At 33.2% G+C, this 23,224-nt stretch carries 23 protein-coding genes; 9 read left to right on the top strand and 14 right to left on the bottom strand.

Translation table 11 applies throughout. From position 1 onward, the window contains the following. Positions 1–14: 14 nt before the first annotated feature. From AC6CH4_RS01735 to AC6CH4_RS01715, 5 genes are read right to left on the bottom strand one after another with little or no spacing between them, the layout of a single operon-like run. Positions 15–725: a dioxygenase family protein gene (locus tag AC6CH4_RS01735; RefSeq protein ID WP_498099612.1), complete on the bottom strand. Its 711-nt coding sequence runs from the start codon at positions 723–725 to the stop codon at positions 15–17. Positions 726–737: 12 nt separating this feature from the next. Further along, positions 738–1,850, bottom strand: a complete 1,113-nt coding sequence (locus AC6CH4_RS01730) for a sensor histidine kinase (RefSeq protein WP_192185973.1) — start codon at positions 1,848–1,850, stop codon at positions 738–740. Next, entirely contained in the window at positions 1,851–2,189 is a 339-nt protein-coding gene (locus AC6CH4_RS01725) for a DUF4907 domain-containing protein (protein WP_498099610.1), read from the bottom strand. Further along, positions 2,173–3,180, bottom strand: a complete 1,008-nt coding sequence (locus AC6CH4_RS01720) for a Kelch repeat-containing protein (protein ID WP_498099608.1) — start codon at positions 3,178–3,180, stop codon at positions 2,173–2,175. Before AC6CH4_RS01720 ends, AC6CH4_RS01725 begins: the two co-directional genes overlap by 17 nt. Before the next feature lie 16 nt (positions 3,181–3,196). Then, positions 3,197–4,039 carry a DUF6268 family outer membrane beta-barrel protein gene (locus tag AC6CH4_RS01715; protein WP_498099606.1) on the bottom strand — a complete coding sequence of 281 codons (843 nt, stop codon included), beginning with the start codon at positions 4,037–4,039 and terminating at the stop codon, positions 3,197–3,199. Between the two features lie 230 nt (positions 4,040–4,269). Between AC6CH4_RS01715 and AC6CH4_RS01710 the strand changes: the two genes are divergently transcribed. Both AC6CH4_RS01710 and bamG read left to right on the top strand, forming a co-directional pair. Further along, positions 4,270–5,598 carry a DUF4270 family protein gene (locus AC6CH4_RS01710; RefSeq protein WP_498099604.1) on the top strand — a complete coding sequence of 443 codons (1,329 nt, stop codon included), beginning with the start codon at positions 4,270–4,272 and terminating at the stop codon, positions 5,596–5,598. After that, positions 5,599–6,834: a BamG family beta-barrel-assembly machinery protein gene (gene bamG, locus AC6CH4_RS01705; protein WP_498099602.1), complete on the top strand. Its 1,236-nt coding sequence runs from the start codon at positions 5,599–5,601 to the stop codon at positions 6,832–6,834. A gap of 5 nt (positions 6,835–6,839) precedes the next feature. Here the strand turns inward: bamG and murI are convergent, their stop codons facing one another. The 8 genes from murI to AC6CH4_RS01665 form a co-directional block, all read right to left on the bottom strand. After that, positions 6,840–7,616 carry a glutamate racemase gene (gene murI, locus AC6CH4_RS01700; RefSeq protein WP_498099600.1) on the bottom strand — a complete coding sequence of 259 codons (777 nt, stop codon included), beginning with the start codon at positions 7,614–7,616 and terminating at the stop codon, positions 6,840–6,842. 152 nt (positions 7,617–7,768) lie between these two features. Then, entirely contained in the window at positions 7,769–8,272 is a 504-nt protein-coding gene (locus AC6CH4_RS01695) for an OmpH/Skp family outer membrane protein (RefSeq protein ID WP_198528484.1), read from the bottom strand. 15 nt (positions 8,273–8,287) lie between these two features. Further along, on the bottom strand, positions 8,288–9,310 hold the full coding sequence (locus tag AC6CH4_RS01690) for an OmpH/Skp family outer membrane protein (RefSeq protein ID WP_498099598.1): 1,023 nt from the start codon (positions 9,308–9,310) through the stop codon (positions 8,288–8,290). 48 nt (positions 9,311–9,358) lie between these two features. Beyond that, positions 9,359–12,118 (bottom strand): BamA/OMP85 family outer membrane protein, encoded by a 2,760-nt coding sequence (locus AC6CH4_RS01685; protein WP_498099596.1) that lies wholly within the window; start codon positions 12,116–12,118, stop codon positions 9,359–9,361. Then, entirely contained in the window at positions 12,051–12,791 is a 741-nt protein-coding gene (gene uppS, locus AC6CH4_RS01680) for an undecaprenyl pyrophosphate synthase (protein ID WP_056188362.1), read from the bottom strand. Before uppS ends, AC6CH4_RS01685 begins: the two co-directional genes overlap by 68 nt. 4 nt (positions 12,792–12,795) lie before the next feature. Beyond that, the gene (porG, locus tag AC6CH4_RS01675) at positions 12,796–13,479 is read right to left on the bottom strand and encodes a type IX secretion system protein PorG (protein ID WP_498099594.1); all 684 of its coding nucleotides are present in this window, start codon (positions 13,477–13,479) and stop codon (positions 12,796–12,798) included. A gap of 173 nt (positions 13,480–13,652) precedes the next feature. Further along, complete coding sequence (locus AC6CH4_RS01670; RefSeq protein WP_498099592.1) at positions 13,653–14,537, bottom strand: NAD kinase; 885 nt, start codon at positions 14,535–14,537, stop codon at positions 13,653–13,655. A 110-nt stretch (positions 14,538–14,647) separates the two neighbouring features. After that, positions 14,648–15,307, bottom strand: a complete 660-nt coding sequence (locus AC6CH4_RS01665; protein ID WP_498099590.1) for a CBS domain-containing protein — start codon at positions 15,305–15,307, stop codon at positions 14,648–14,650. A 116-nt stretch (positions 15,308–15,423) separates the two neighbouring features. Between AC6CH4_RS01665 and AC6CH4_RS01660 the strand changes: the two genes are divergently transcribed. The 7 genes from AC6CH4_RS01660 (at position 15,424) to AC6CH4_RS01630 (ending at position 21,951) form a co-directional block, all read left to right on the top strand. Further along, entirely contained in the window at positions 15,424–16,137 is a 714-nt protein-coding gene (locus AC6CH4_RS01660) for a pyridoxine 5'-phosphate synthase (RefSeq protein WP_498099588.1), read from the top strand. Position 16,138: 1 nt separating this feature from the next. Then, positions 16,139–16,903 (top strand): alpha/beta fold hydrolase, encoded by a 765-nt coding sequence (locus AC6CH4_RS01655; protein ID WP_498099586.1) that lies wholly within the window; start codon positions 16,139–16,141, stop codon positions 16,901–16,903. 51 nt (positions 16,904–16,954) lie between these two features. Beyond that, entirely contained in the window at positions 16,955–17,299 is a 345-nt protein-coding gene (locus tag AC6CH4_RS01650) for a phage holin family protein (protein WP_072975434.1), read from the top strand. A 116-nt stretch (positions 17,300–17,415) separates the two neighbouring features. Further along, positions 17,416–18,738 (top strand): trigger factor, encoded by a 1,323-nt coding sequence (locus AC6CH4_RS01645; protein WP_498099584.1) that lies wholly within the window; start codon positions 17,416–17,418, stop codon positions 18,736–18,738. A 315-nt stretch (positions 18,739–19,053) separates the two neighbouring features. Then, positions 19,054–19,728: an ATP-dependent Clp endopeptidase proteolytic subunit ClpP gene (gene clpP / locus AC6CH4_RS01640; RefSeq protein WP_074659746.1), complete on the top strand. Its 675-nt coding sequence runs from the start codon at positions 19,054–19,056 to the stop codon at positions 19,726–19,728. A gap of 202 nt (positions 19,729–19,930) precedes the next feature. Further along, positions 19,931–21,163 (top strand): ATP-dependent Clp protease ATP-binding subunit ClpX, encoded by a 1,233-nt coding sequence (gene clpX / locus AC6CH4_RS01635; protein ID WP_498099582.1) that lies wholly within the window; start codon positions 19,931–19,933, stop codon positions 21,161–21,163. Positions 21,164–21,270: 107 nt separating this feature from the next. Then, positions 21,271–21,951 (top strand): murein L,D-transpeptidase catalytic domain-containing protein, encoded by a 681-nt coding sequence (locus AC6CH4_RS01630; RefSeq protein ID WP_498099580.1) that lies wholly within the window; start codon positions 21,271–21,273, stop codon positions 21,949–21,951. Between the two features lie 241 nt (positions 21,952–22,192). Here AC6CH4_RS01630 and AC6CH4_RS01625 read toward each other — a convergent pair whose 3' ends face one another. Continuing rightward, positions 22,193–23,158, bottom strand: coding sequence for a GlxA family transcriptional regulator (locus tag AC6CH4_RS01625; protein WP_498099578.1), 966 nt, complete (start codon positions 23,156–23,158; stop codon positions 22,193–22,195). Between the last annotated feature and the right edge of the window lie 66 nt (positions 23,159–23,224).

The following is a 23,224-nucleotide window of genomic DNA, read 5'->3' as shown; positions in this document are numbered from 1 at the left end:
TACTGATTTAAAAATTATGCACTTACTGTTATCGTTTTGCTTAAGGTATAACCATCGGTTAGATTGCCGGTTAATGTAGCAAGCTCATCAGCTAAACTATCTGAAAAAACATTGTCTTTTGTATTTGAAGTATCAGCTTGACCATGAGCAACATAATTTGTACTCGAATACACTTCGCTGGAAACATTTTCAGGAAAAGCAATTTGCGTTACCAATAATGAAGTACCACTTGCTGTCAAAACTTCAACATGTACATGTGGTGCTCTACCCTGGTACCAGCCTGGGAAAATAGAAATAAATGAAACTTCTCCTCTTGCATTGGTAGTTTGTCTTCCTCTTAAAAAATGGACTGTTGTGTAATTGGTTTGTTGCATCGAAGTTCCCCCGTATTCAGAGTAATTTCCATCTTTATCACAATGCCATATATCTACCAAAACACCTTCCAGGGGAACGCAATTATTGCTCGTATTTTCAATTGTTAAGTTAATAAGTAAGGCAACACCAATGCGGTCTGATTTTATATTCTCTAAAACCAACTGGCTTGGTGTTTTTATCGGAAACGGACCTTTTGTTTCAGCTGGAGAAACAGTGCAGCTTCCGTCGGTTGAAGAATCAGAACCCGAATCATCATTGTCGCTTTTAGAGCAGGATTCCAGTAATTTTGAAGCTGTCGCAAGCGAGGCAATTCCTAAAATGCCATTTCGTATGAATTTTTTTCTGTCCATAATCAATTGTTATTAATTTATTGGTGTTTGAATTTCATCTAATTTTAAATTTAAATGCACACGGTAATACTGATTGTCCTGCGTTATATCTAATTCATGGGCGTTTGGATAAAGTAAATCCAGACGATTTTTTATATTAGCCAACCCGATTCCTGAATTTTCAGGATCTTTTGTATAATCTTCAATGGTGTTTTCTATCCAAAAGTCAAGACTGTTTTCATGTATGAAAATTTTAATTTTTACGTGAGCTGCACCTTTATAATCGGTTCCGTATTTAAATGCATTTTCAACAAACGAAATCAGTAACAAAGGTTCTATAAATTTGTTTCGGGTATCACCATGAACGTTTATAACAATGTCTTCAATATCGTTGAGCCTTAGTTTTTGTAGCTCAATATAATTTTGGATATAATTAATTTCTTTTTCTAAAGCCACCGTTTTATTATCAGTTTCATATAGCATATAGCGCATTAATTCAGATAATGTTACAATGGCATCAGGGACCAAATCAGATTTTTTGTGTGCCAACGAATAAATACTGTTTAAAGAATTAAATAAAAAATGCGGATTTGTTTGCTTACGCAGATAAATTAATTCAGTATTTGTTCGATGCGTTTCGGCAATTAATTTGTTTTGTTGATTGTTGTAAAATTCTGTTAGCGTTCTAATTATGGCACTTATGGTTAAAATTAAAATATAAAACAACGAAGGACCAATCTTAAAAAACAAAGGCTGTCTTCTTGCCATTATGATGCGCCTTTCTCCTCTCATAAAATCGGTTGGGCCTTCGGGCATTATTTTAGGTGGCAACATGTTTGGTGGTCTCACATGATTGAATTCAGGAATGAAATAATTAATCCTGATTATCATAAAAAGAAGAATGAGCGCTAAAACAAAAGCAAAATAAAGCCAGTATTTTTTTTCTAAAAGCAAAGCAGGCACCAAATAAAAATAGTTCAGATAAAACAAAACAATTCCGGTAAACCATTGTACATAAAAATCATTGTTGATTCTGAACGGACTTTCGTAAAATTGAATTAATGAGGTCAAAATAAAGAAAGTCCAAATAATACTATGGAATAAAATTTTGTTGGAGCTGGTATTTTTGATGGTATCTATGTTCATTTAGAATTTTATTTTTAATAAAATTAAATCATTTTTTGTTACCGTCGGTGATAAGTCTTTATTGAGTTTTTCGATTACCAAATTGCCAACTTTTAACGCATCTTCTTCTGTTTTAAAGCTTTTTGTTTCGTTTATTACAGGTATAATAGATTGTTTGATTAAAACTCTGCCCTTGGAAGCAATTGTATAACCCCAGCCGGTTGTTGTTTTGAATGATTCGATTTTAAATGAACTTTTCCCTGTACAGGCTGTCAGTAATAAAGCCAGTAAAAGAAAAAGTAAATTCTTCTGGATTTTATTCCAGAAGAATTGCTTTTTTGTATTAATTGTCATCATCATTTTGTTCCTCTAAAGGCTTAAATTCCCATGCATCATCAAAATAGGTTGAACCTATTCTTCCAAGCATATAAAAGCCGCGATTATTTATAGTAAAAGCAACAGCATCTGTTCTGGTAACACCTTCCATTGGTGTTCTTTCAACCCATAAATCTGTCGATGGATTATACTCCCAGACTGTTTTAATACTTTCTCCACCTACAAGATATCCTAATCCATTCATAGCAAAACTCGAAGCGTTCGCACGAACAAGGGCATAATCATCATTGAATGATTCATCATCATCATCGTCTTTATCTATGTCTCTTTTTCTTGTCCAAACTTCTGTAGAAGGATCAAATTCCCAAAAATCTTCCTGATAAGTTCCGTTGTTAATTCCAGTTCCTAAATAAGCTTTGTCGCCAATTACAAAAACGGTAGCATTACGTCTTTTATTTCCGCTAAATCCGTTTACAAGTGTCCAGGTATTGGCCTGATCATTATATTGATAAAAATCTTTAAGATAGTTTCCATCATATCCGGTTCCAAAGTAAGCTTTTCCACCAACCTGAAAACCTAATGCACCATAACGGCCAGTTCCTGCAAAATCTGTTTTTTGAGTCCAACTGTTACTTGCCGGGTCGTATTGGTAAAAATCTTTTAGTTTGTTAGTTCCATCATAACCAAGTCCAACATATCCTTTTTCATTTAATGCAAAACTTGAAGCAGAACTTCTTCCTACTCCTGTAAAATCAGCTTTTTGTTCCCAATAATCTCCATTAGAATTGTAAGCCCATAAATCCTTCAAATAAACATCTCCGGTATACCCAGTTGCAATATACGCGTAATCTCCAATAACAAAACTAGTAGCACTAGATCTTGCAGGTCCGTCAAATGCTGATTTTTTAACCCAGTTTCCTATTAAATCATCATCGTCATCATCGTTGCTGCAGCCTATAAAAAAGAGACTCGAAAACAGTGCAGCGAATAATATTCCTTTTTTAAAATTATTCATAGTGTATTAAATTTATTTATTGTTTGTATTTGATGCCAATGCCTAAAATATACCCGTTACCAGTATTAAAATCATATACTTCATGATTATCACGATCAATCAGCGTATATTTTTTATTAAAATCATAACCAGCTTTAAAATTTAAAAACCATTTACTATCAACATTTCTTTCATACTCAAAGGAACTGGTCATTTGTGATAAACTCACTTTTGTTGCCTCTTTATTTAGATTGATTTGTGAATCTAAACTGTAAAAATTTCCATTAAAACTGTTGGTCAGGTTGAACTTGTTTCGGCTATTATTTGAATATGATATTTTAGAATCCGGAAACCCAATCAGTAAACTACTTCTGTCATTTAGTTGATAGTTTAAAGACAAAACAGGCATGAATTTAGGATATCCAAAAATCGTTGTTTTGGCAGCACCAAAATTTAAATCTGTTTTAGAGCCTAATTTTTGATGCACCTCGAAACTCCCTAAAATTGTTACATCAGAAATGCCTAAATTTTGTTGAAAATTGGCAGTTGGTGTAATGGTAAAATTCAATTCTGTTGTTTTTGAAACATTTTGTAAAAATTCAAATTGGTTTTGCAATTGATTAAAATGACGCGGATTTTCAAATGATCCGGAACTTCCTAATTCATAATTGATATTCAAATGAGAATATTCTAATGTATTCGTTACTTTACTTTTAGCATTTATTTCTTTTTTGATTTTAAAACTAACATTGGTCTCGTTAAAATTAATTTTATCAGTAGACTCTGTTTTTAAGTTCATACCTACAGATAATTTTTCCTGTGCTTTCATACTATAAAACGAGATTGTAAAAAGCGAACATATTAAAAACAGTATTTTCATTGTTTATTTATTGGTTCAAAAGTATGTTCCTAATGTTTTTAAAAAAAAGAAGATATATGTATGGCATGTTTTGATAGACAAAAGAGCCCTTTTAATGGCTGAATGAACAATTTGGTGCTATAATGCTATTGTAGATGTTTTAATGCTATTTGTAGTGTAAAAATGCTAGGCTGTATATGTTATAGTGTAGTGCAAAAGAGTGCATTTTATATTTGTTCAAAAAATTTATTATGCACAAGTTAATATTGATGTTGTTTTTAGCTCTCACTATACTTTCATGCGGTACAGATACAGATGCCGGCGAATTTGTTGTAGGATCAGATTATTTAGCTTTAAATAATAAGGTTGTTTTGATTGATACTGTAACAGTGGATATGTCAACTATAAATTTTGATTCTCTTGTTACTTCTAATCAGCAACGAATTTTGGTTGGGAATTATGACGATCCTATTTTCGGAAAAGTAAAATCAGATAGTTATTTCCAGGTCACGCCTAATACTTATAGTTTGAATACTGGTGGCTCAGATACAGAAACAGTAAACTATGTTTTTGATTCTATAGTAATGACACTAAAATATGATAATTACTATTATGGTGATACTACAAAAGTCCAAACTTTTGATATTCATCGTCTGACTCAGAAAGTTAAGCCTAATGTTGATGATAAAAGTTTTTATAATAATTCTACTTTGACTTATAATGATGAAAGTATTGGATCAATTTCATATAAGCCAAGGCCAATCGAAAAGGATTCTATTACAATTAAAATGAATGATACTTTTGGGTCCGCACTTTTCCAAAAAATGAAAAAAAGGGAAGTGACGGACTTTGATAGTTTTACTGAATATTTAAAGGGAATTGTAGTGGTGCCTTCAACTTCTAATTCTTCGAGCGTTATTGGTTTTAATGCCTCAACAAGTGTTATACGATTGTATTATTCAAAATCTCCAAAAGATATCGATGAAGAGCCTTATGAAGTCGAGTTTGCAATTTCCGATGCGACAAAACAGTTTAATTCTATTTCTTCAGATAAAACAGGAACCTTACTCCAGAATTTACCCGCCTCGAATAGTAAACTGTCAAGTTCAATCACAAATCGACAGGGTTTTATTCAGTCTGGTACAGGAGTAGCCTGCAGAATTGATTTTCCAAATATCAGGCAACTCAAATATATATCAGAGAAAGGTGCTATTGTTGACGCACAATTGCTTTTAAAACCGGTTAATAATTCTTATTCGGAACAATATCCATTGGCAGATTCTTTAAAAATTTATGTGGCAGACAATTTAAATAGAATGAGTGGTTCTTTAGTAAATTCTGCAGGAGCGTCTGTCTATGGTATTTTAAATAAGAAGACCGATGAGTTTAATGAGAATGTCGGATACACGATTCCTATTGGATGGTTTCTACAAAAGGAAATGTGGAAACAGTCAGATTCCAGATCTTCTTTGATTCTAACATTACCGGTTATTTCTAAAGCGGTAAACAGAATTGTTCTTGGAGATCAAAAACATCTAAACAATAAAATTCAGTTGAAAATTTATTACATCTCTTATTAAATGAAAAATAAAATAACTTATTTAAGTTACTTCATATTGATGTCGCTAACTTCATTTTCACAAAGCATTTCAAGTTCTCCTTATTCGCTGTATGGGGTAGGAAGTTTGTACGATTCTGATTTTGGTGTAATTCCATCTATCGGATCATCGGGAATTGCCTTGCCTTCCACCACCTTTATTAATAATCTGAATCCATCGTCATTAGGTTATTTACCTCAAAATCATTTTATGTTTGATATTGGAGGAAAAGCTATCGCAACAACTTATGAGAGTGGTTCAAGGGCAGAGAAACGTAATAATTTTCAATTTTCACATATTGCTTTTGCTTTTCCAGTTACAAAGAATTCGGGGTTTAGTGTGGCTTTGAGACCTTATTCGAGTGCAACATTTAAAATCTCTAATTTGAAATTACCAATAGAAAATAGCCAGGAATATTATTATATGACTGCAGCCGGTTCTGGGGGATTAAATAATTTTGATTTCTCATACGGATATCGATTTGGAAAGAAAGTGTCGGTCGGAGTTTCAGCTGCCTTATTATTTGGAAACACAGTTGATGACCGAAATTTTTTAATACTAAATTCAGTTACGACCATTCATAAAAAAACAGATTATAATGGCTTACGTGCTACCTTGGGAGCGCAATATAAAATTGATTCAACTTTAACAATTGGTTCAACGTTTAAAATTCCAACTCAAATAAAAGCTTCTAAAGTCCAGACGGTTCAAACTATTGCTGATGAGGTTGTGACTAGTATAGAATCAGATGTTGTTTCAGATACAGACGATTATTATATGCCTTTAGAAATTGGAGTAGGGATTAGCAAGCGTTTTAAAAATAATTTGAACATGACTTTAGATTATGAAAAAAGTTTATGGAGTGATTCCAATCAATCTGAATTGTATGGAGACTTTGTGAATCAGGATCGATTTGCACTTGGATTTACTTATAGGGCAAAAAAAAATATTCGGAAATATTGGGATAGCGTTCAATATGCGGCCGGAGCTAACTTTGATACCGGTTATCTTGAAGTTGACGGCAAACGCGTAAATAACGCAGCTATTTCTATTGGACTTTCGCTGCCAATAGAAAACACTTTTTCAGCTTTAAATATTTCCTATTCCTATGGACAAAAGGGAAGAATTTCAGATAATTTGATAAAAGAAAATTACCATAAAATATCCCTTAATTTATCACTCGATGGAATTTGGTTCCTTAAACGAAAAATAGAATAGGGGAGCTAAAAATCCTTTTTGATTACTGGGTATTTATAGTTTAATATGGACTCTAAAACTGCGGGATTTGAATTGACATAAAATTCAGGCTCGCTTTTTTGGTTGTCCGTAAAACCAACTTTTTCACGCAGAATATTTTGCGTCTGACGAGCTACGGCTTCTCCTGAATCAATAATCTGAATATGATCAGGAAGAATTTTTTTGATTTGCGGAATCAAATAGGGATAATGACTACATCCCAAAACCAGATAATCAATATTGGCATCAATCATCGGTTGTAAATAAGACTCTAACAATTGAGTCATTTCCGGTGAGTTCAGGTTTCCATCTTCAATAAGCTGAACAAGTCCGTGACCAACCTGCTCAACAATAGTAGTATGCTGAAACATTTCGGCAGTTTTATTGAACAGTTCACTATTTAGTGTTCCTTTAGTAGCTAAAATTCCAATTACTTGTGTTTTAGAATTATTAGCAGCCGGCTTTATAGCAGGTTCTATTCCTATAAACGGAATATCATAAGTTGCACGAAGTTCTCGAATTGCATTTGTTGTAGCAGTATTACAAGCTATAACGATTAATTTGCAGCCCATTTCGAGTAACAAATCAACATTCTTTTTGCTTAAGGCAACAATTTCTTCTTTGGTTCTTTGGCCATAAGGAGCATTTTTGCTATCCGCTAAATATATCGTTTTTTCGTTTGGAAGTAGATCATGAATGGCGCTCCAAATGGAAGTTCCTCCAATACCGGAATCAAAAACGCCTATAGGATTGTTGTTCGTCATACTACAAATTTAGTATTTTTTGAAATAGATTTATACTCTTAGTAAACTGAAATTATGGAATACTATTGTTTTTTAATCATAATTTAATATACAAAAAAACTGCCCAAACTTTTTAAAAAATTTGAGCAGTTTGATACTAAGAAATTCGTTTTTTAGAATCCTAAATCTTTTTTTACATCAGCAGTAATGTTTGGACCATCAGCTAATATTAAAGTAGAACCATCTAATACGTATTGGTATCCTTTAGCTTTTCCAACTTTTTGGATAGAAGCTTTTACTTTTTCCATAATTGGTTTTACGATATCAGAATCTTTTTGTTGTAATTCTTTTTGAGCATTGTCTCTGTAAGAAGTAATTCTACCTTGCATATCCTGAACTTCTTTAGAACGTTCTCCGTTTACAGCTTCAGTTACAGTTGCAGCTTCAGCTTCATACTTTTTGATTTTAGTTTGATATTCATCAATCATTTTTTTGTATTCAGCATCATATGTAGCACTTAATTTTTGTAGTTGATTTTGAGCATCAAGCATTGCAGGCATTTTCGACATAATCTCGCTAACATCAACATGGGCTACCTTAGCCTGTGCGTTCATTGTGTTACTTGCTCCTAAAATTAGTATGGCAGCAATTAGTAAAGTTTTGATTTGTTTCATCATTTTTAAAAATATTAATTAATTATTGGTCGTATTTGATTTTTGTGTTTCGGCTTCTTTTGCTTTTTTAGCCGCTTCTCTTTCTTCGATTATTTTCTTTCTTCTTTCTTCTAATTCTTTTTTACGTTGCTCGTAGAGCTTTTGTCTTTCTTCTGCCTTATTTACAGTTGGCTCAGCTGGTACTGTTGTTTCATTTGTTGCAGCTGGTTTAGCTGTTGCATCTGTCTTACTAGTTTCCGTTGCTTTTGCGGCCTCAGTTGTTTTTGCAGGTTCAGAAACCGTGCCATTTTTTTTGGCTTCTCTTTCGGCTTGTATTGCTTTTCTTCTGTCGTCGTATTCTTTTTTCTTCGCTTCCTGTTCTAATCTTCTGTCTTCAATTAGCTTTTCTCTGGCTGTCTTTTTCTCATTAAGTGCTTTTTGCCTGTCTGCCATTGCCGGATTTTCGTCAATTGCATTTTCTTTACTTTCTTTAGCTTCCTGATCTTTCAATTGTTTTTTAGTCAATTGCTCACGTTTATCGGTTCGGTTTAAAACACGGATAACCTGATCGCTAATATCAAATTTCTTATTGCTGAAAAGCATTGTCAAATCTGATGATTTGTCGAAAATAAAATCATAATTTTTGGCTTCGGCAATATCCTGGACAGCAGTAAAAACCTGATCCTGGATTGGTTTTGCCAATGCCGCTTTTTGATGAATTAAATTTCCATTAGAACCAAATTGCTTCTGTTGATAATCCAGCATTTCATCTTCCAGAAATTTAATTTCTGTTTCTCTTTCCTCAATTAGCTCTTTCGTCAATAAAGCTTTTTCAGCTTTAAGACCTTCTTTAAGCGTATTTATATCTAATTTTTTGGCTTCTATTTCCTGTTTCCATTTTTGAGCTTTTAACTCTAATTGAGCTGTGGCTTCTTTGTAATCAGAAACATTTTCCAAAATGTATTCCATGTCGATATAGCCAATTCGAGTCGTTCTTGTCTGAGCCTGATTTGTATTTGCTACAATCAGGGCTAAAAATATAAATAAAAATTGTTTTCTCATAACATTACTTTATTTTCAAATTTTTAGCCAAATGTACTAAAAATTGGACTAAAATTGCTGACCAATGATAAAGTGCGTTTCCCAACCGTTTGCTTTATTTGTAACAGATCCAGGAAGAGCATCAAACCCATATCCTAAATCAATTCCTAACAATCCAAATGCCGGCATAAATACACGTAAACCAAAACCTGCTGAACGACTTAAGTCAAATGGGTTGTAATCTTTAAACGTTGGATAGGATGAACCTGCTTCTAAAAACGTTAAAGCATAAATAGATGCTGATGCTTTTAATGTAATTGGATAACGTAATTCCATCGAGAATTTGTTATAGATGGTTGCTCCAATTTGTTCTCCTGCGGCATTTACCGGAGTTAACGAGTTGTTAGGATAACCTCTCAACTGTATTGTTTCTCTACCATCCATTGAGTAGTTTGCCATTCCGTCTCCACCTAAATAAAAACGCTCGAAAGGTACAACTCCTCTTGCCTGATCATAAGCCCCTAAGAAACCAAATTCTGTCAATGTTCTTAAAACTAATTTGCCATATACTTTAGTATACCAATCAGCTTTAAACTTAACTTTATAATATTCTAACCAGTTGTATCTTTTCTGGTCAACTTTACCCTGATCCGTATCAGCACTTGCATAATCAGATCCAACACTGTTATATAAAATTTGACCAGATGAATTTGTACCAGCTGACTTCATATAATCACCTTTATTTAAAGGTTGCCCATCAGCACCAGAAGTATTTTCTCCGGTATATTGCATTTTATATTCTTTTTGATTAGGCAGGTCAGCATAGTTAATACCATTAAACAATGAATATGGAGGTGTAACTTTTGCAGAAATACTAAACTCAGAACCATAAGTCGGGAAAATTGGATTAACCCCTTTATTGCTTCGTGAAAGTCCAATTGTATATGCTAAGTTTCTTGACGCTCCGTTACCAAATGTAAATAAACCTGTATTATAATTGTTCAGATCATAATGTTGGTAACTTACCGATTGCGATAAAACAAAATAATCATCCGGTACAGTTAACCTTTTTGCTAAGCCGACTTGTACAGTAAAAATATTAAAACTTTTGCTTTTGTCTACATCTCTTGTAATATAATTATTCAGGTACTGTGTACTATAAGATATTGATGAACTGAATTGTACTGGTTTTTTACCTCCAAACCATGGCTCAGAGAATGATAAACTGTACGTTTGGAAATAAGTACTTCCTTGCAAACGAAGCGCTACTTTTTGACCATCTCCCATTGGTAATGGTTTATATGCTTCTTTTTTGAACATGTTTCGTGCAGAAAAGTTATTGAATGAAAGTCCTAAAGTTCCGATGAAACCACCTCCACCGTAACCTCCCTGAAGTTCAACCTGGCTAGATCCTTTTTCAACAACTTGGTATTCGATATCTACTGTTCCTGCTGCTGCATCAACATTTCTGAATTCAGGTTTGATAGCCTCAGGATCAAAGAATCCTAACTGACCTATTTCACGAATAGTTCTAACTAATTGTTCTTTACTGTATTTTTCTCCTGGCTTGGTTCTTAATTCTCGGTAAATAACGTGGTCGTTAGTTTTGTCATTTCCTGTAACATATATTTTATTGAAGTAAGCAATTGGCCCTTCAGTAACTCTAATCTCAAAATCAATTGTATCGTTAACTGTTCTTACCTCTACAGAGTTAATTTTTGAGAATAAATAACCATTATTTTGGTAGAGGTTGGTAATATCTTCTGCATCTGGTTTTGTATTATCGGCAATTCTTTTTTCTAATAAAACGCCATTGTATACCTCACCCTTTTTAATCCCTAAATAACGGTTTAAAAGCTGGTCAGAGTAAACAGTATTTCCTAAGAATTTAATATTTCCAAAGTAGTATTTATTTCCTTCTTCCATATTAATTTTGATAGCCAGCATGTTTTTCTCCTTGTTATAAGTAACAGAGTCATAAATTATACGGGCATCACGATATCCTTTTTCCTTATAGGCAGCAATAACTTTTTCTAAGTCGGTCTTGTATTTTTCAGGAATAAATTTTGATGCTTTTAAAACACGCAAAATATTCTTTTGTTTGGTGTCTTTCATTGCAGCTCTCAATTGGGTATCAGTAAGTTGTTTGTTTCCGATGAAATCAATACTGCTGATTTTTACCTTATCACCCTTATCAATCCGAACGAGCATATTAACCTGATTTCCGGCGGTAGTATCCGGAGTATTTGTTATAGTAACTTTTGTGTTATAGAAACCTTCTTTTTTGTATTTGTTTTCGATGTAATTTTTGGTCGTTGTAATTAGGTTTTCGTTGACAATTTTATTTTTTGTCAGGTTATTATCCTTAATTAATCCTTCTACTTTACTCTTTTTAACACCAACAAATTTAACTTCGTTTAATTTTGGAAGTTCAACGATATCCAGATCTAAATAGATACTGTCATTTTCAATTTTATTTACATAAAAAGAAATTTCATCAAATAGGCCAAGTTTACCTAATTTTTTAATAGCGCCACTAATTTCTTCACCAGGTACGGTTATTTCCTGTCCTTTTTGAAGACCAGAAAAAGTAACAACAGTTTGTTCATTGAAGCTTATTTTACCAACAACAGAAACTTTAGCAAGAATATATTTTTTTCCCTGATCAAAAGGAACTCTTTCTTGTGCTTTTATTTGTGAAAAACTACCCAAAAGAAGTAGGGTAAGTACTATTTGTATTCTTTTTTGTAACACTAAAAAATTATTTAATTTGTTCACTGGTTTTTCCAAATCTACGTTCTCTTTTTTGATAACTAATAATAGCCTCATATAAATCTTGATCTTTAAAGTCTGGCCACAAGACATTAGTAAAATATAATTCTGCGTAGGCGATCTGCCATAGCAAAAAATTACTTATTCTATGTTCTCCACTTGTTCGTATTAATAAATCTACGTCAGGTAAATTTTGCGTGTAAAGATGCTCATTTATAATTGAATCGTCAATAGTGTCTAATGAAATTATATTATTTTTAACTTTATCACTGATGATTCTAACGGCATTTACCAATTCTTCCCGTGATCCGTAGCTTAAGGCGAGAGTTAGAGTGAGACGCGTATTATTTTTTGTCTTATCAATAACGTCCAGAAGTTCTTTTTGAGCTGATTTTGGCAGCTTTTCAAGATTCCCAATAGCGTTGAGTCTGATATTATTTTCCTGCAGCGTAACAAGTTCTTTTTTTAATGAATTGATCAATATTTTCATTAATGCCTGGACTTCCAGTTTAGGACGATTCCAGTTTTCTGTCGAGAAAGCATAAAGGGTTAAATACTCAATACCAAGTTTGGCACAAGTAGTAATTGTTTTTTTTACCGATTTGGTTCCGTTTTCATGACCGAAAGCGCGTAAAAAGCCTTGTTGTTTGGCCCAACGCCCGTTTCCGTCCATAATAATGGCCAAATGTTTGGGTAAATTAGTTTGATCTATAGAGTCTAGTAAATTCATTTTATTATTCTGCGCAATAGCACGGTTTTTGTCCAAAGGTATAGGTTAAAGTAATACCAGAGAAAACATACCAATCATTATTATTTAAATTTCCGAAACGCAACGACTTTAAATTATCATTACTCGGATTACTTCCGTCCAAATCATCAGTAAAGGTATAACGGGCACCAACCTCGGCTCCAATAATAAAGTGAGGAGTGATGTTTGATTTTATACCTAACGTCATAGGAATAGCAATTGAACTTGAATTTTTATCTTTTCGGGTTTGTCCTCCGCTGATGTACAATTCGTCATATAAAAAGTAACTTAATCCTGAATATATATAAGGAGTAACTTTTGTATGATAATCATGAAGGTTAAAATCGAAGAAATTAAATTCTAATCCGGCAGAAAACTCTTTTACAGTATTTTCAAAACTGTAACCCCTGTTGCTTCTTGCTGTTTCTTCTGAGTCTTTGTCGTTTCCTGCAATTGTTGATTGTGTGTAGGAGAAGCGATACGCATGGCGAGGGCTTTTATTCCATTTATACAAAACACCAAAAGCTAATTTTTCTGGAGCAATATAAGTTGTGTTTCCTACGTCGCCTACAAAGTTGCTTCCGCCAAGAAAAACACCAATCTCATTTATTTGAGCATTTAGTGTGATAAAGGGGAAAAAACATAACAATAAATTAAAAATTTTCTTCATTTAATTCAAAATTGCGTGCAAATATAATAATTATCGATACGAATCAACGTTCCTTTAGTTAAATGTGCTTTTTTTTCAATTTACGATATGATTTTGAGACATTTAATGATGATTCACTACATGCAGAACGGGAAAATGTGCTATTATCGTATAGCATGGAATCAGAAAAAAGCTTAATTTCTTTTATCTTCTCCCCAAAGCAATTTGTTTCTCAGGGTTTTTAAGAAAGTTTCACCTGGAATTTCGACCATTTTTATTTTGTAATCTGTTTTTTTGATGGTTAAAACCGATTCGTTTTTTACAGATGAAATTCTTGAATCTAACGAAATTAAATATTGATCTTCTCTTCCGGAAACACGAAGTTTTATTTCGGTATCATCAGGTATTACCAACGGCCTTGCAGTTAAGTTGTGTGGTGCAATTGGTGTAATTACTAGACTGGATACATTAGGTGTTAATATCGGGCCGCCACAACTCAGTGAATATCCGGTAGAGCCCGTTGGTGTTGAGATGATTAAGCCATCTGCCCAATACGAATTTAGATATTCATTATTCAGATAAGTTTCAACAGTAATCATCGAAGTAGTATCTTTTCGGCTCACTGTAACTTCATTCATGGCAAAATTCAATTCTGCAATAGCGTCATTTTGTGGCTCACAAGTCAAACTCAATAGTGTTCTTTCTGTTGTAGTGTATTTTTTGTCGATTACAAATTGTAAAAAACTGTCAATTTTTTCTTTTTGAACGGTAGCCAAAAAGCCTAATCTTCCGGCGTTGATTCCTAAGATTGGAACACCTGAATTACGAACTAAAGTTGCCGCTCTCAAAATAGTTCCGTCGCCACCAATACTAATCAGCATTTCAAAACTGCTGTCCAAAGATGTACTGGCAGAAAAAGTTTTGTATTCTCTTTTTATCAGCTCTTTTTCATAAAGCATTTTCAGGAAAGTTTCTTCAATTACCATTTCTACATTATTGGACTTGAAAAACTGAAAAATATCTTTAATAATAGGTTCTGTACTGTTTTGGTAATACTGTCCGTATATGGCTACTTTCATTCTTTTTAATTAGATAATGTGTCAATTAGATAATGTGTCAATTAAAAAAAACAGATAGCATGTCAACTGTTAAAGAATTATCTAATTGACACATTATCTAATTTTCTAATTTATATGTTCAGGTACTTGTCCAAATAGTCAGAACGTTCTTTTAAACTATTAATATAAGCATCTTCCTGATGCTCTGAAATGATTTCATAATTGTATCGCCTGAATGTCTGAATAATTTCATTCATTGGGCCAACACCAATTTTTACTGTTATCTGAACATTTTCTAAATCGGCTTCAGATACAAAACAGCCCAGGATTTTACCATTATTGCTTTCTACGATTTGAGTGACCTGACCCATAGAATAATCCAAAAGTCCTTTTTGAACAATTATAATTCCGCCTTGTTCTTTTAAAAATGGAGTTTCCTGAAAAAATTTCATGATATCTTCCATTTCATAATAACCTATATAGGTGTTATTTTCGTCAATAACCGGAACCGTATTGGTATGGTTTTTAGCAAAAACTTCTAAAACGTCGAGCCACATCATCGATTTTCTGGCAAAAAAACGTTCTAAAGTGTATTTGTAGTCAATCGCCTTTTTATCAGTATCAAAAGTTTCAACATCATCAGAAGCAATACTTCCAATGAAAATACTATTTTCCAAAACCGGAAAATGCGAAAAATTAACATCGGCAAAAAAGTCCTGAACCGAGGCTATCGTTTCCTGACTATCAATCGCTCGAAAATCGTTTGTGATATAGTTAGTAATTTCTGTCATAAATCAGTTGGAGATATTTGATGCAAAATAATCAAAAAATAGCAAAAACTGCTACGTTTTACTTTGTATTTTTGTCGTAACAAATATAGTGTTACTAGAATTAATTATCTATTTATATGACAAAGTTAAGTGTAAATATCAATAAAATTGCAACCTTAAGAAACGCACGCGGTGGAAATGTCCCTGATTTATTAAAAGTGGCTACCGATATTCAGAAATTTGGAGGGCAAGGAATTACGATTCATCCACGTCCGGACGAGCGTCACATACGTTATCAGGATGCACGTGATTTAAAACCTATTGTTTATACCGAATATAATATTGAAGGAAATCCACAGCATAATTTTATTGATTTGGTTTTAGAATGCAAACCGACTCAGGTAACATTAGTTCCGGATGCGATTGGAGCAATTACCTCTTCTGCAGGTTGGGACACCATAAAAAATCAGGATTATTTAACGGAAGTTATTCAGGAATTTCAACGCAACGGAATCAGAACTTCAATTTTTGTTGATCCGGTTTTGGAAATGATCGAAGGAGCAAAAAAAACAGGGACTGACCGAATTGAATTGTATACCGAAGCTTTTGCGCATCAATATGATTTAGGAAATAAAAATGGAATTGATCCTTATGTGGAAGCTGCGGAATTAGCGAATGAATTAGGTTTAGGAATTAATGCCGGTCACGATTTAAGTTTGGATAATATTCAGTTTTTTAAACAAAATATTCCTGGATTATTAGAAGTTTCAATTGGACACGCATTGATTGCAGAAGCGCTTTATCTTGGTTTGGATAATGTTGTGAACATGTATTTAAATAAACTGAAATAATATGCTTTATTCAAAAATAGAAGGCGAAGGAAAGCCATTTATCATCATGCACGGTTTTCTTGGGATGTCTGATAACTGGAAAACATTAGCAGGACAATATGTTGAAGCCGGATTTCAGGTTCATATTTTAGATTTAAGAAATCATGGTCGCAGTTTTCATTCGGATGAATGGAGTTATGAAGCGATGGTGCAGGATGTTTTCGAATATTGTCAGGCAAATCAATTAACTAGAATTGATATTTTAGGACATTCGATGGGAGGAAAAGTAGCGATGCTTTTTGCAACCACACATCCTGAAATTGTAGATAAATTAATTGTAGCTGATATTGGTCCGAGATTTTATAAACAACATCATCAGGATATTCTGGCAGGTTTAAATGCAGTTGATTTTTCAGTTAAACCCAGCCGAAATGATGTCGAAGCAATTGTAACGCAATACGTTCCGGATTTTGGAACGCGTCAGTTTCTGTTGAAGAATTTATATTGGAAGGAGCCAGGACAATTAGCTTTCAGATTCAATTTAGAAGTTTTTAATAATAATCTCGAAGCCATCGGAAAAGCGTTAGCAGATGATTTGGTTTTTGATAAACCAACCTTGTTTATTAGAGGAGGAGAATCGGGTTATATTTTAGATGCTGATTTTGATTCGATTCGTCAATATTTTCCAAATGTTAAATTCGAAACGATTCCAAATGCCGGGCATTGGCTTCATGCCGAAAATCCTAAAATGTTTTTTGAGTTGACAACTGAGTTTTTGAAAGAGTAATTTTTTGATAAAAATTTTAGTACTTTTATTCAAACTTTTAAATCATAAACTATGAAATTAATACTTAGACTTCTTGTTACCGCAGCATTGGTTTTACTAATTGCCAATTTTCTGCCAGGAGTTCATGTTGCCAGTTTTGCCACGGCTGTAATCGTTGCAGTGGTGCTGGGATTATTAAATCTTTTTATAAAACCAATTTTGGTAATCTTAACATTGCCGGTTACATTCATTACATTAGGATTGTTTTTATTGGTAATTAATGCTATTATTATCCTGCTGTGTACTAATATAGTAGGAGGTTTTGCGGTCGATACATTCTGGACAGCTTTGTTCTTCAGTATCATCTTGTCAATCCTTCAATCTATTACTTATAAAATATTAGGAGACGATAAATAAATTGAAATATAAGCGGGTTAAAAACCACTTCAAATACAATAGATTAAAAACTTGGTTGGGTTGCAAAAATTTTATAATTTTGCAACCCAATTTTATTATGTAAATTAAAGAAGAAGATGGATATTAAAAGAGTAGCAATAGACGCTGTGAATGAAACGATTGTAATGACAGTTGTTCACATGGATTATAAAGGTCAAGTAGCAAAAAGAATAAACGAAAAAATGCCATTGGCTACCGTTAAAGGTTTTAGAAAAGGACAAGTTCCTAAAGACCTTGTTGAAAAACAATACGGAAAAGCAATTAAGCAGGAAGAAGTTAAGAAAGTAGTTGATTTGGCTTTAGAGCGTTTCATTCAATCTGAAAGATTAAATCTTTTAGGAACTCCTCTTGCTAAAGAAAACGAAAACTTTGATTGGGATGCTGAAGAACTAACTTTCGAATACGAAATTGGTTTGGTTCCTAACTTCGAAATTGATTTAGAAGCAAAAAATAATATCGTAAAATATATCGTTACTGCTGATGATAAATTAATCGACGGACAAGTAGAGCGTATCCAAAAACAATTCGGAAAAGCAATTCCTCAAGATAAAGTTGAAGCTGATTCAGATTTAACGGGAACTTTCTCTAACGAAGAAAAAGGTATCAACAATACAACTACAATTTCTGTATCTACATTCAACAAAAAAGCAGGTGATAAATTCATCGGTAAAAAAGTTGGTGATGTTGTAACAGTAAGTACAAAAGGTTTATTCGAAGACGATCACCAATTAATGGATTACTTAAAAGTAGGTCATGATGATGTTCACGGTTTAGATATCGAAGTAAACTTTACTATCGAAGCTATCAATGGAGCTGAATTGGCTGAATTAAACCAGGATTTATTTGATAAACTTTTTGGTGAAGGAAAAGTAGCTTCTTTAGAAGATTTAAAAGCTAAAATTAAAGAGGATGCTGAAGCGCAATTCGCACAACAAGCTGACCAAAAATTATTATTAGACGTTCAGGATTTCTTAATCGAAAGTACAAAATTTGATTTACCAGCTGAGTTTCTTAAAAAATGGTTGCAAACTGTTGGAGAGAAAAAACTTTCTGCAGAAGAAGCTGAAGTTGAATACGCAAGATCTGAAAAAGGTTTACGTTTTCAATTAATCGAAGGAAAAGCAATGGCTCAAAGTAATATCCAAATTACATTTGAAGATTTGAAAGCTTTTACAACAAATGCTATCAGACAACAAATGGCTCAATTTGGTCAAACAAATCCAACTGACGAAGAAGTTCAGGGAATTGTTGCCAGAGTTTTATCTAACCAGGAAGAGGTAAAAAGATTATCTGAGCAGGTTGTTGCTGAAAAATTATTGGAAGTGTTCAAAGAAAAAGCAAATCCAACAACTAAAGAAGTAACTTACGAAGAATTTATCGCTGCGTCTTACGGAGAATAGTTTCTGAAAAAACAAGTATATTGGAGCGTCAAGAGATTTTTCTTGACGCTCTTTTGTTTTAATTTATTTTTGATTACTTTTCAGGAGCTAATCCAGCTATCCGTTACAAGTTTTTTCATGCCTGCCTTTTTTTGTAAGGTAAAAAAAGAGCTTCCGCTGGTCGCTTTTTTTATCAACAAAAAATAGTTGTCATTTCAAAAAGCTTTTCACTACTATCTGGGCTAGAAATAAGACAAATTGACATCCTTTATAAAGAGGTATAACCTTTGATGGAAGAATATACAGATATAACGTAAAACTTAGAACACTTTAAATATGAACTACGGTAAAGAATTCAAAAAATTTGCTACAAAGCACCAGGGAGTAAACGCAATGTATTACGATAAAATCGTAGCAGCGATGAACCCAACAAACATGACTCCATACATTATTGAAGAGCGTCAGTTGAATGTTTCTCAATTAGATGTTTTTTCAAGATTAATGATGGACAGAATTATCTTTTTAGGAACCGGTATCGACGACCAAATCGCGAATATCGTTCAGGCTCAGTTATTATTTTTAGAAAGTGCTGATGCATCAAAAGATATTCAAATTTATCTAAATTCTCCTGGAGGAAGCGTTTATGCAGGATTAGGAATTTACGACACCATGCAGTACATCAAACCAGATGTAGCTACAATTTGTACAGGAATGGCGGCCTCTATGGGAGCTGTATTATTATGTGCAGGAGCTGCAGGAAAACGTTCGGCTTTGCCACATTCAAGAGTAATGATTCATCAGCCATCAGGAGGAGCACAAGGTGTTGCAACTGATATGGAAATCAACTTACGTGAAATGTTGAAATTGAAAGATGAATTATACAACATCATTTCTCAACATTCAGGACAAACTTTTGAAAGAGTACACAAAGACAGTGAACGCGATTACTGGATGAAAGCTGACGAAGCAAAAGAATACGGAATGATTGATGAAGTGTTGAGAAGAAGCTAATAAAAAGTTTCAAGTTTCAGGTTTCAGGTTTCAAGTTGCTATGGTTAACTTGACCCGAGGCTGCAAGCCGAACTGGCGAAGCAAACCTGAAACAAAATAAAACTTGAAACAAAAAAATAAGTTAATAGGTTGCTAAGTTTTTGAGGTTTTAGTGATAAATCTTAAAAACTTAGTAACTTTGCCGCTTAGTAACTAAAAGAGAATGGCTAAAGTAGTATTAGAATGTTCGTTTTGTGGAAGAAAAAAGCCAGAAACTAATTTATTGATTGCAGGTATTAATGCACATATCTGTGATAAGTGTATTGAACAGGCACACGGAATTGTATTAGAAGAATTAAAATCAAGCGGAAGTGCGAAATTAGTTGGTGACTTAATTTTAAAGAAACCAAAAGAAATTAGAGCTTTCCTGGATCAATATGTTATTGGTCAGGATCAGACAAAAAAAGTAATGTCGGTTGCGGTTTACAATCACTACAAACGTTTAATGCAACAGCAATTAGACGATGAAGTAGAGATTGAAAAAAGTAACATCATTATGGTAGGTCAAACCGGAACAGGAAAAACATTGGTAGCAAAAACTATCGCAAAAATGTTAGACGTTCCTTTGGCTATTGTTGATGCAACTGTATTAACAGAAGCTGGTTATGTAGGAGAAGATGTCGAAAGTATTTTGACACGTCTATTACAAGCCGCTGATTACGATGTGACCAAAGCAGAAAGAGGAATTGTATTTATTGATGAAATTGATAAAATTGCCCGTAAGAGCGATAATCCATCTATAACTCGTGACGTTTCTGGTGAAGGTGTGCAACAAGCTTTATTAAAACTATTAGAAGGAACTGTTGTTAACGTGCCACCAAAAGGAGGACGTAAACATCCGGACCAAAAGTTTGTTGAGGTAAATACTCAAAATATCTTGTTTATTGCCGGTGGTGCTTTTGATGGAGTTGAACGTATTATTTCAAAACGTTTAAACCGTCAGGCAGTTGGATATTCTACTTCTAAAAATGTAGATAATATTGACAAAGACAATTTATTGCAATATATTATTCCAAAGGATATTAAAGATTTTGGTTTGATTCCGGAGATTATTGGTCGTTTGCCAGTATTGACACATATGGATCCTTTAGATAAAGAAACTTTGCGTGCGATTTTGACTCAACCTAAAAATGCATTGATAAAACAATATCAAAAATTATTCTTAATGGATGATGTTGAGTTTACAATCACAGATGAAGCATTAGATTTTATTGTTGACAAAGCTCTTGAATACAAATTAGGTGCTCGTGGATTGCGTTCGTTGTGTGAAGCAATTTTAACTGACGCCATGTATGAATTGCCCAGTTCAGATGATAAAGTCCTGACAATCGACGAAGATTATGCAAGACATACTTTGAGTAAAAACTTATTGAAAAGAATGGAAATCGCTTCTTAATTAGCAATTGACTTTATAATATTTAAGACCTGTTCATTTATTTGGACAGGTTTTTTTATATCATTTTGAATCTGGTTTTCGTTTCTATTTTTATGTAAATTGTAGGCATGAAAAAAATAATCTTTGGGTTAATTTGGATTCTTTTGTTCTCTTGTAATAAGGGCAGGGATGTTCAGCAAACGAGTATTTCAAAAACGAAATATAAAACGGAAAGTATTTCAAGTGAGAAACCACGCAGTGAAATTAAAGCGCTTGATTATAGTGAGTATTTTAAGGAAGCAAAGCAATATTGTAAAAGCAATAATCTGAATCAGGACAAATTTATTTTGATTGATTTAGGATTGCATTCTGGCTTAAAAAGATTTTTTGTTTTTGATTTTAAAAAGAATAAAGTCTTAAATTCCTATATGGTAAGTCATGGTTGCGGTGATAACCAATGGGGAAGAACTTCTTCAAAAGAAGATGTGCCAGTAAGTAATGAATTAGATTCGCATTGTTCTTCAATTGGTAAATATGTCATTTCAGATCGAGGCGTAAGTCAATGGGGAATTAAAGTGAATTACCTCTTACGGGGAAAAGAAAAAACAAATTCAAATGCTGTAAACCGAGCAATCGTTTTACATTCCTGGGAAGCCGTTTCAAACGATGAAGTTTATCCGGAAGGAACTCCTGAAGGTTGGGGATGTCCGGCGGTTTCTAATGAAAGTATGACAGAAATAGATAAGATTTTAAAACAGAACAAAAATGTTCTAATGTGGATTATAAAATCAGACGGCTCTTCGTTGTAATTTTTATTGATACGGTTTTTGTATCTTTATCATATAACTATTAAAACTATTGCATTATGAATGAAGCTATTGAAGATTCTGAGGGACATATACTTCTTTGGCAAATCATAAATATTATTGGTTTAATAATCATTGTATATGTATTGTATTTGCTCATTAAGTTTTTACGAAATAAATATCGAAAGTAAGATCCATTAATAATAAAAACCAAAAAGTCCCGATATTCTAAATCGGGACTTTTTTATTGCACTCTAAATTTCTCTCTATATTCAACAGGCTTCATGCCAACCATTTTATAAAATACCTTTCTGAAAGCTTTCGGATCGTTATAGCCTGTTTTTTCAATAATTTCAGAAATTGAAAGCTGTGTTTGTTCCAAATATTTCTTAGAACTTTCTACTCTTATATTTTGTAAATATTCAATTGGCGGAATTCCGGTAACTTGTTTAAATCTTCGTGTCATGTTTCTGGCACTTGTCGGAATATCTTTTGTGATTTCTTCCAGTTTTTCAATGCTGTGATATTGATTTTCAATTTTTTGCTGTAACATCGCAACCAAAGTATCATTGTGTAAATGATTCGGTCTGAAAGTACTAAAGTAACTTTGTTTGTATCGGTTTAAATCAATCGAAAATATTTTAGCAATCTGAACCGCAATTTCGTTTCCGCAATATTTCTGAACCAAAAGAATGAGTAAATGAAATGATGAGGTTGATCCTCCACTGGTGTATAAACTTCCGTCTGCCGTTAAGGTTTCTTCTGACTTTAATTTTACCAAAGGAAAAGCTTTTGTAAAAGCACTGCAGGCATCAACATGTGTGGTAGCTAGTTTTTCGTTTAATAAACCAGATGCCGCAAACAAAAAGGCACCTGTGCAGAAACTGGCGAGTTCAGCTCCGGATTGATGTTGTTTTTGCAACCACGGAATAAATTTTTTATTCTTCGCAATCATTTCACTCATGTTATCTGTAGTAAAAGCGGGAATCAAAATAAGCTCCAGATTTATATCCGAAGTTTCAATCGAATTAACCTCATAGCCAAATAAATGTTTTTGTTCGATCTGTTCTGCCGATTGAAATATCATAATTTCAAAAGGTTTTTCAGTTCCTTTTGTTAGTTTATTGGCGGTTTCAAAAACTTCCAAAATGGCTGCTATACTTAATAATTTATAGTCATGCGGTACAATTAAAGCTGTTTTTTTGCTCATAATCTTTAATTTATGATTTACACAAATGTAATTATTTTGTCTTAAATGACCCTAAAGTTGACTTTT

Source organism: Flavobacterium sp. GQ95 (genome assembly GCF_059758655.1).
This window is presented reverse-complemented; position numbering and strand designations above follow the sequence as displayed.

Coding starts and splice junctions, on each gene's coding strand:
- clpX (WP_498099582.1), top strand. CDS start 19,931: ATGGCTAAAGTAGTATTAGAATGTTCGTTTTGTGGAAGAAAAAAGCCA.
- AC6CH4_RS01685 (WP_498099596.1), bottom strand. CDS start 12,118: ATGAGGCTATTATTAGTTATCAAAAAAGAGAACGTAGATTTGGAAAAA.
- uppS (WP_056188362.1), bottom strand. CDS start 12,791: ATGAATTTACTAGACTCTATAGATCAAACTAATTTACCCAAACATTTG.
- AC6CH4_RS01625 (WP_498099578.1), bottom strand. CDS start 23,158: ATGAGCAAAAAAACAGCTTTAATTGTACCGCATGACTATAAATTATTA.
- AC6CH4_RS01645 (WP_498099584.1), top strand. CDS start 17,416: ATGGATATTAAAAGAGTAGCAATAGACGCTGTGAATGAAACGATTGTA.
- AC6CH4_RS01690 (WP_498099598.1), bottom strand. CDS start 9,310: ATGAGAAAACAATTTTTATTTATATTTTTAGCCCTGATTGTAGCAAAT.
- AC6CH4_RS01650 (WP_072975434.1), top strand. CDS start 16,955: ATGAAATTAATACTTAGACTTCTTGTTACCGCAGCATTGGTTTTACTA.
- AC6CH4_RS01630 (WP_498099580.1), top strand. CDS start 21,271: ATGAAAAAAATAATCTTTGGGTTAATTTGGATTCTTTTGTTCTCTTGT.
- AC6CH4_RS01725 (WP_498099610.1), bottom strand. CDS start 2,189: ATGATGATGACAATTAATACAAAAAAGCAATTCTTCTGGAATAAAATC.
- AC6CH4_RS01665 (WP_498099590.1), bottom strand. CDS start 15,307: ATGACAGAAATTACTAACTATATCACAAACGATTTTCGAGCGATTGAT.
- AC6CH4_RS01730 (WP_192185973.1), bottom strand. CDS start 1,850: ATGAACATAGATACCATCAAAAATACCAGCTCCAACAAAATTTTATTC.
- AC6CH4_RS01670 (WP_498099592.1), bottom strand. CDS start 14,537: ATGAAAGTAGCCATATACGGACAGTATTACCAAAACAGTACAGAACCT.
- AC6CH4_RS01655 (WP_498099586.1), top strand. CDS start 16,139: ATGCTTTATTCAAAAATAGAAGGCGAAGGAAAGCCATTTATCATCATG.
- AC6CH4_RS01720 (WP_498099608.1), bottom strand. CDS start 3,180: ATGAATAATTTTAAAAAAGGAATATTATTCGCTGCACTGTTTTCGAGT.
- porG (WP_498099594.1), bottom strand. CDS start 13,479: ATGAAGAAAATTTTTAATTTATTGTTATGTTTTTTCCCCTTTATCACA.
- AC6CH4_RS01695 (WP_198528484.1), bottom strand. CDS start 8,272: ATGATGAAACAAATCAAAACTTTACTAATTGCTGCCATACTAATTTTA.
- AC6CH4_RS01660 (WP_498099588.1), top strand. CDS start 15,424: ATGACAAAGTTAAGTGTAAATATCAATAAAATTGCAACCTTAAGAAAC.
- AC6CH4_RS01735 (WP_498099612.1), bottom strand. CDS start 725: ATGGACAGAAAAAAATTCATACGAAATGGCATTTTAGGAATTGCCTCG.
- murI (WP_498099600.1), bottom strand. CDS start 7,616: ATGACGAACAACAATCCTATAGGCGTTTTTGATTCCGGTATTGGAGGA.
- clpP (WP_074659746.1), top strand. CDS start 19,054: ATGAACTACGGTAAAGAATTCAAAAAATTTGCTACAAAGCACCAGGGA.
- AC6CH4_RS01715 (WP_498099606.1), bottom strand. CDS start 4,039: ATGAAAATACTGTTTTTAATATGTTCGCTTTTTACAATCTCGTTTTAT.
- AC6CH4_RS01710 (WP_498099604.1), top strand. CDS start 4,270: ATGCACAAGTTAATATTGATGTTGTTTTTAGCTCTCACTATACTTTCA.
- bamG (WP_498099602.1), top strand. CDS start 5,599: ATGAAAAATAAAATAACTTATTTAAGTTACTTCATATTGATGTCGCTA.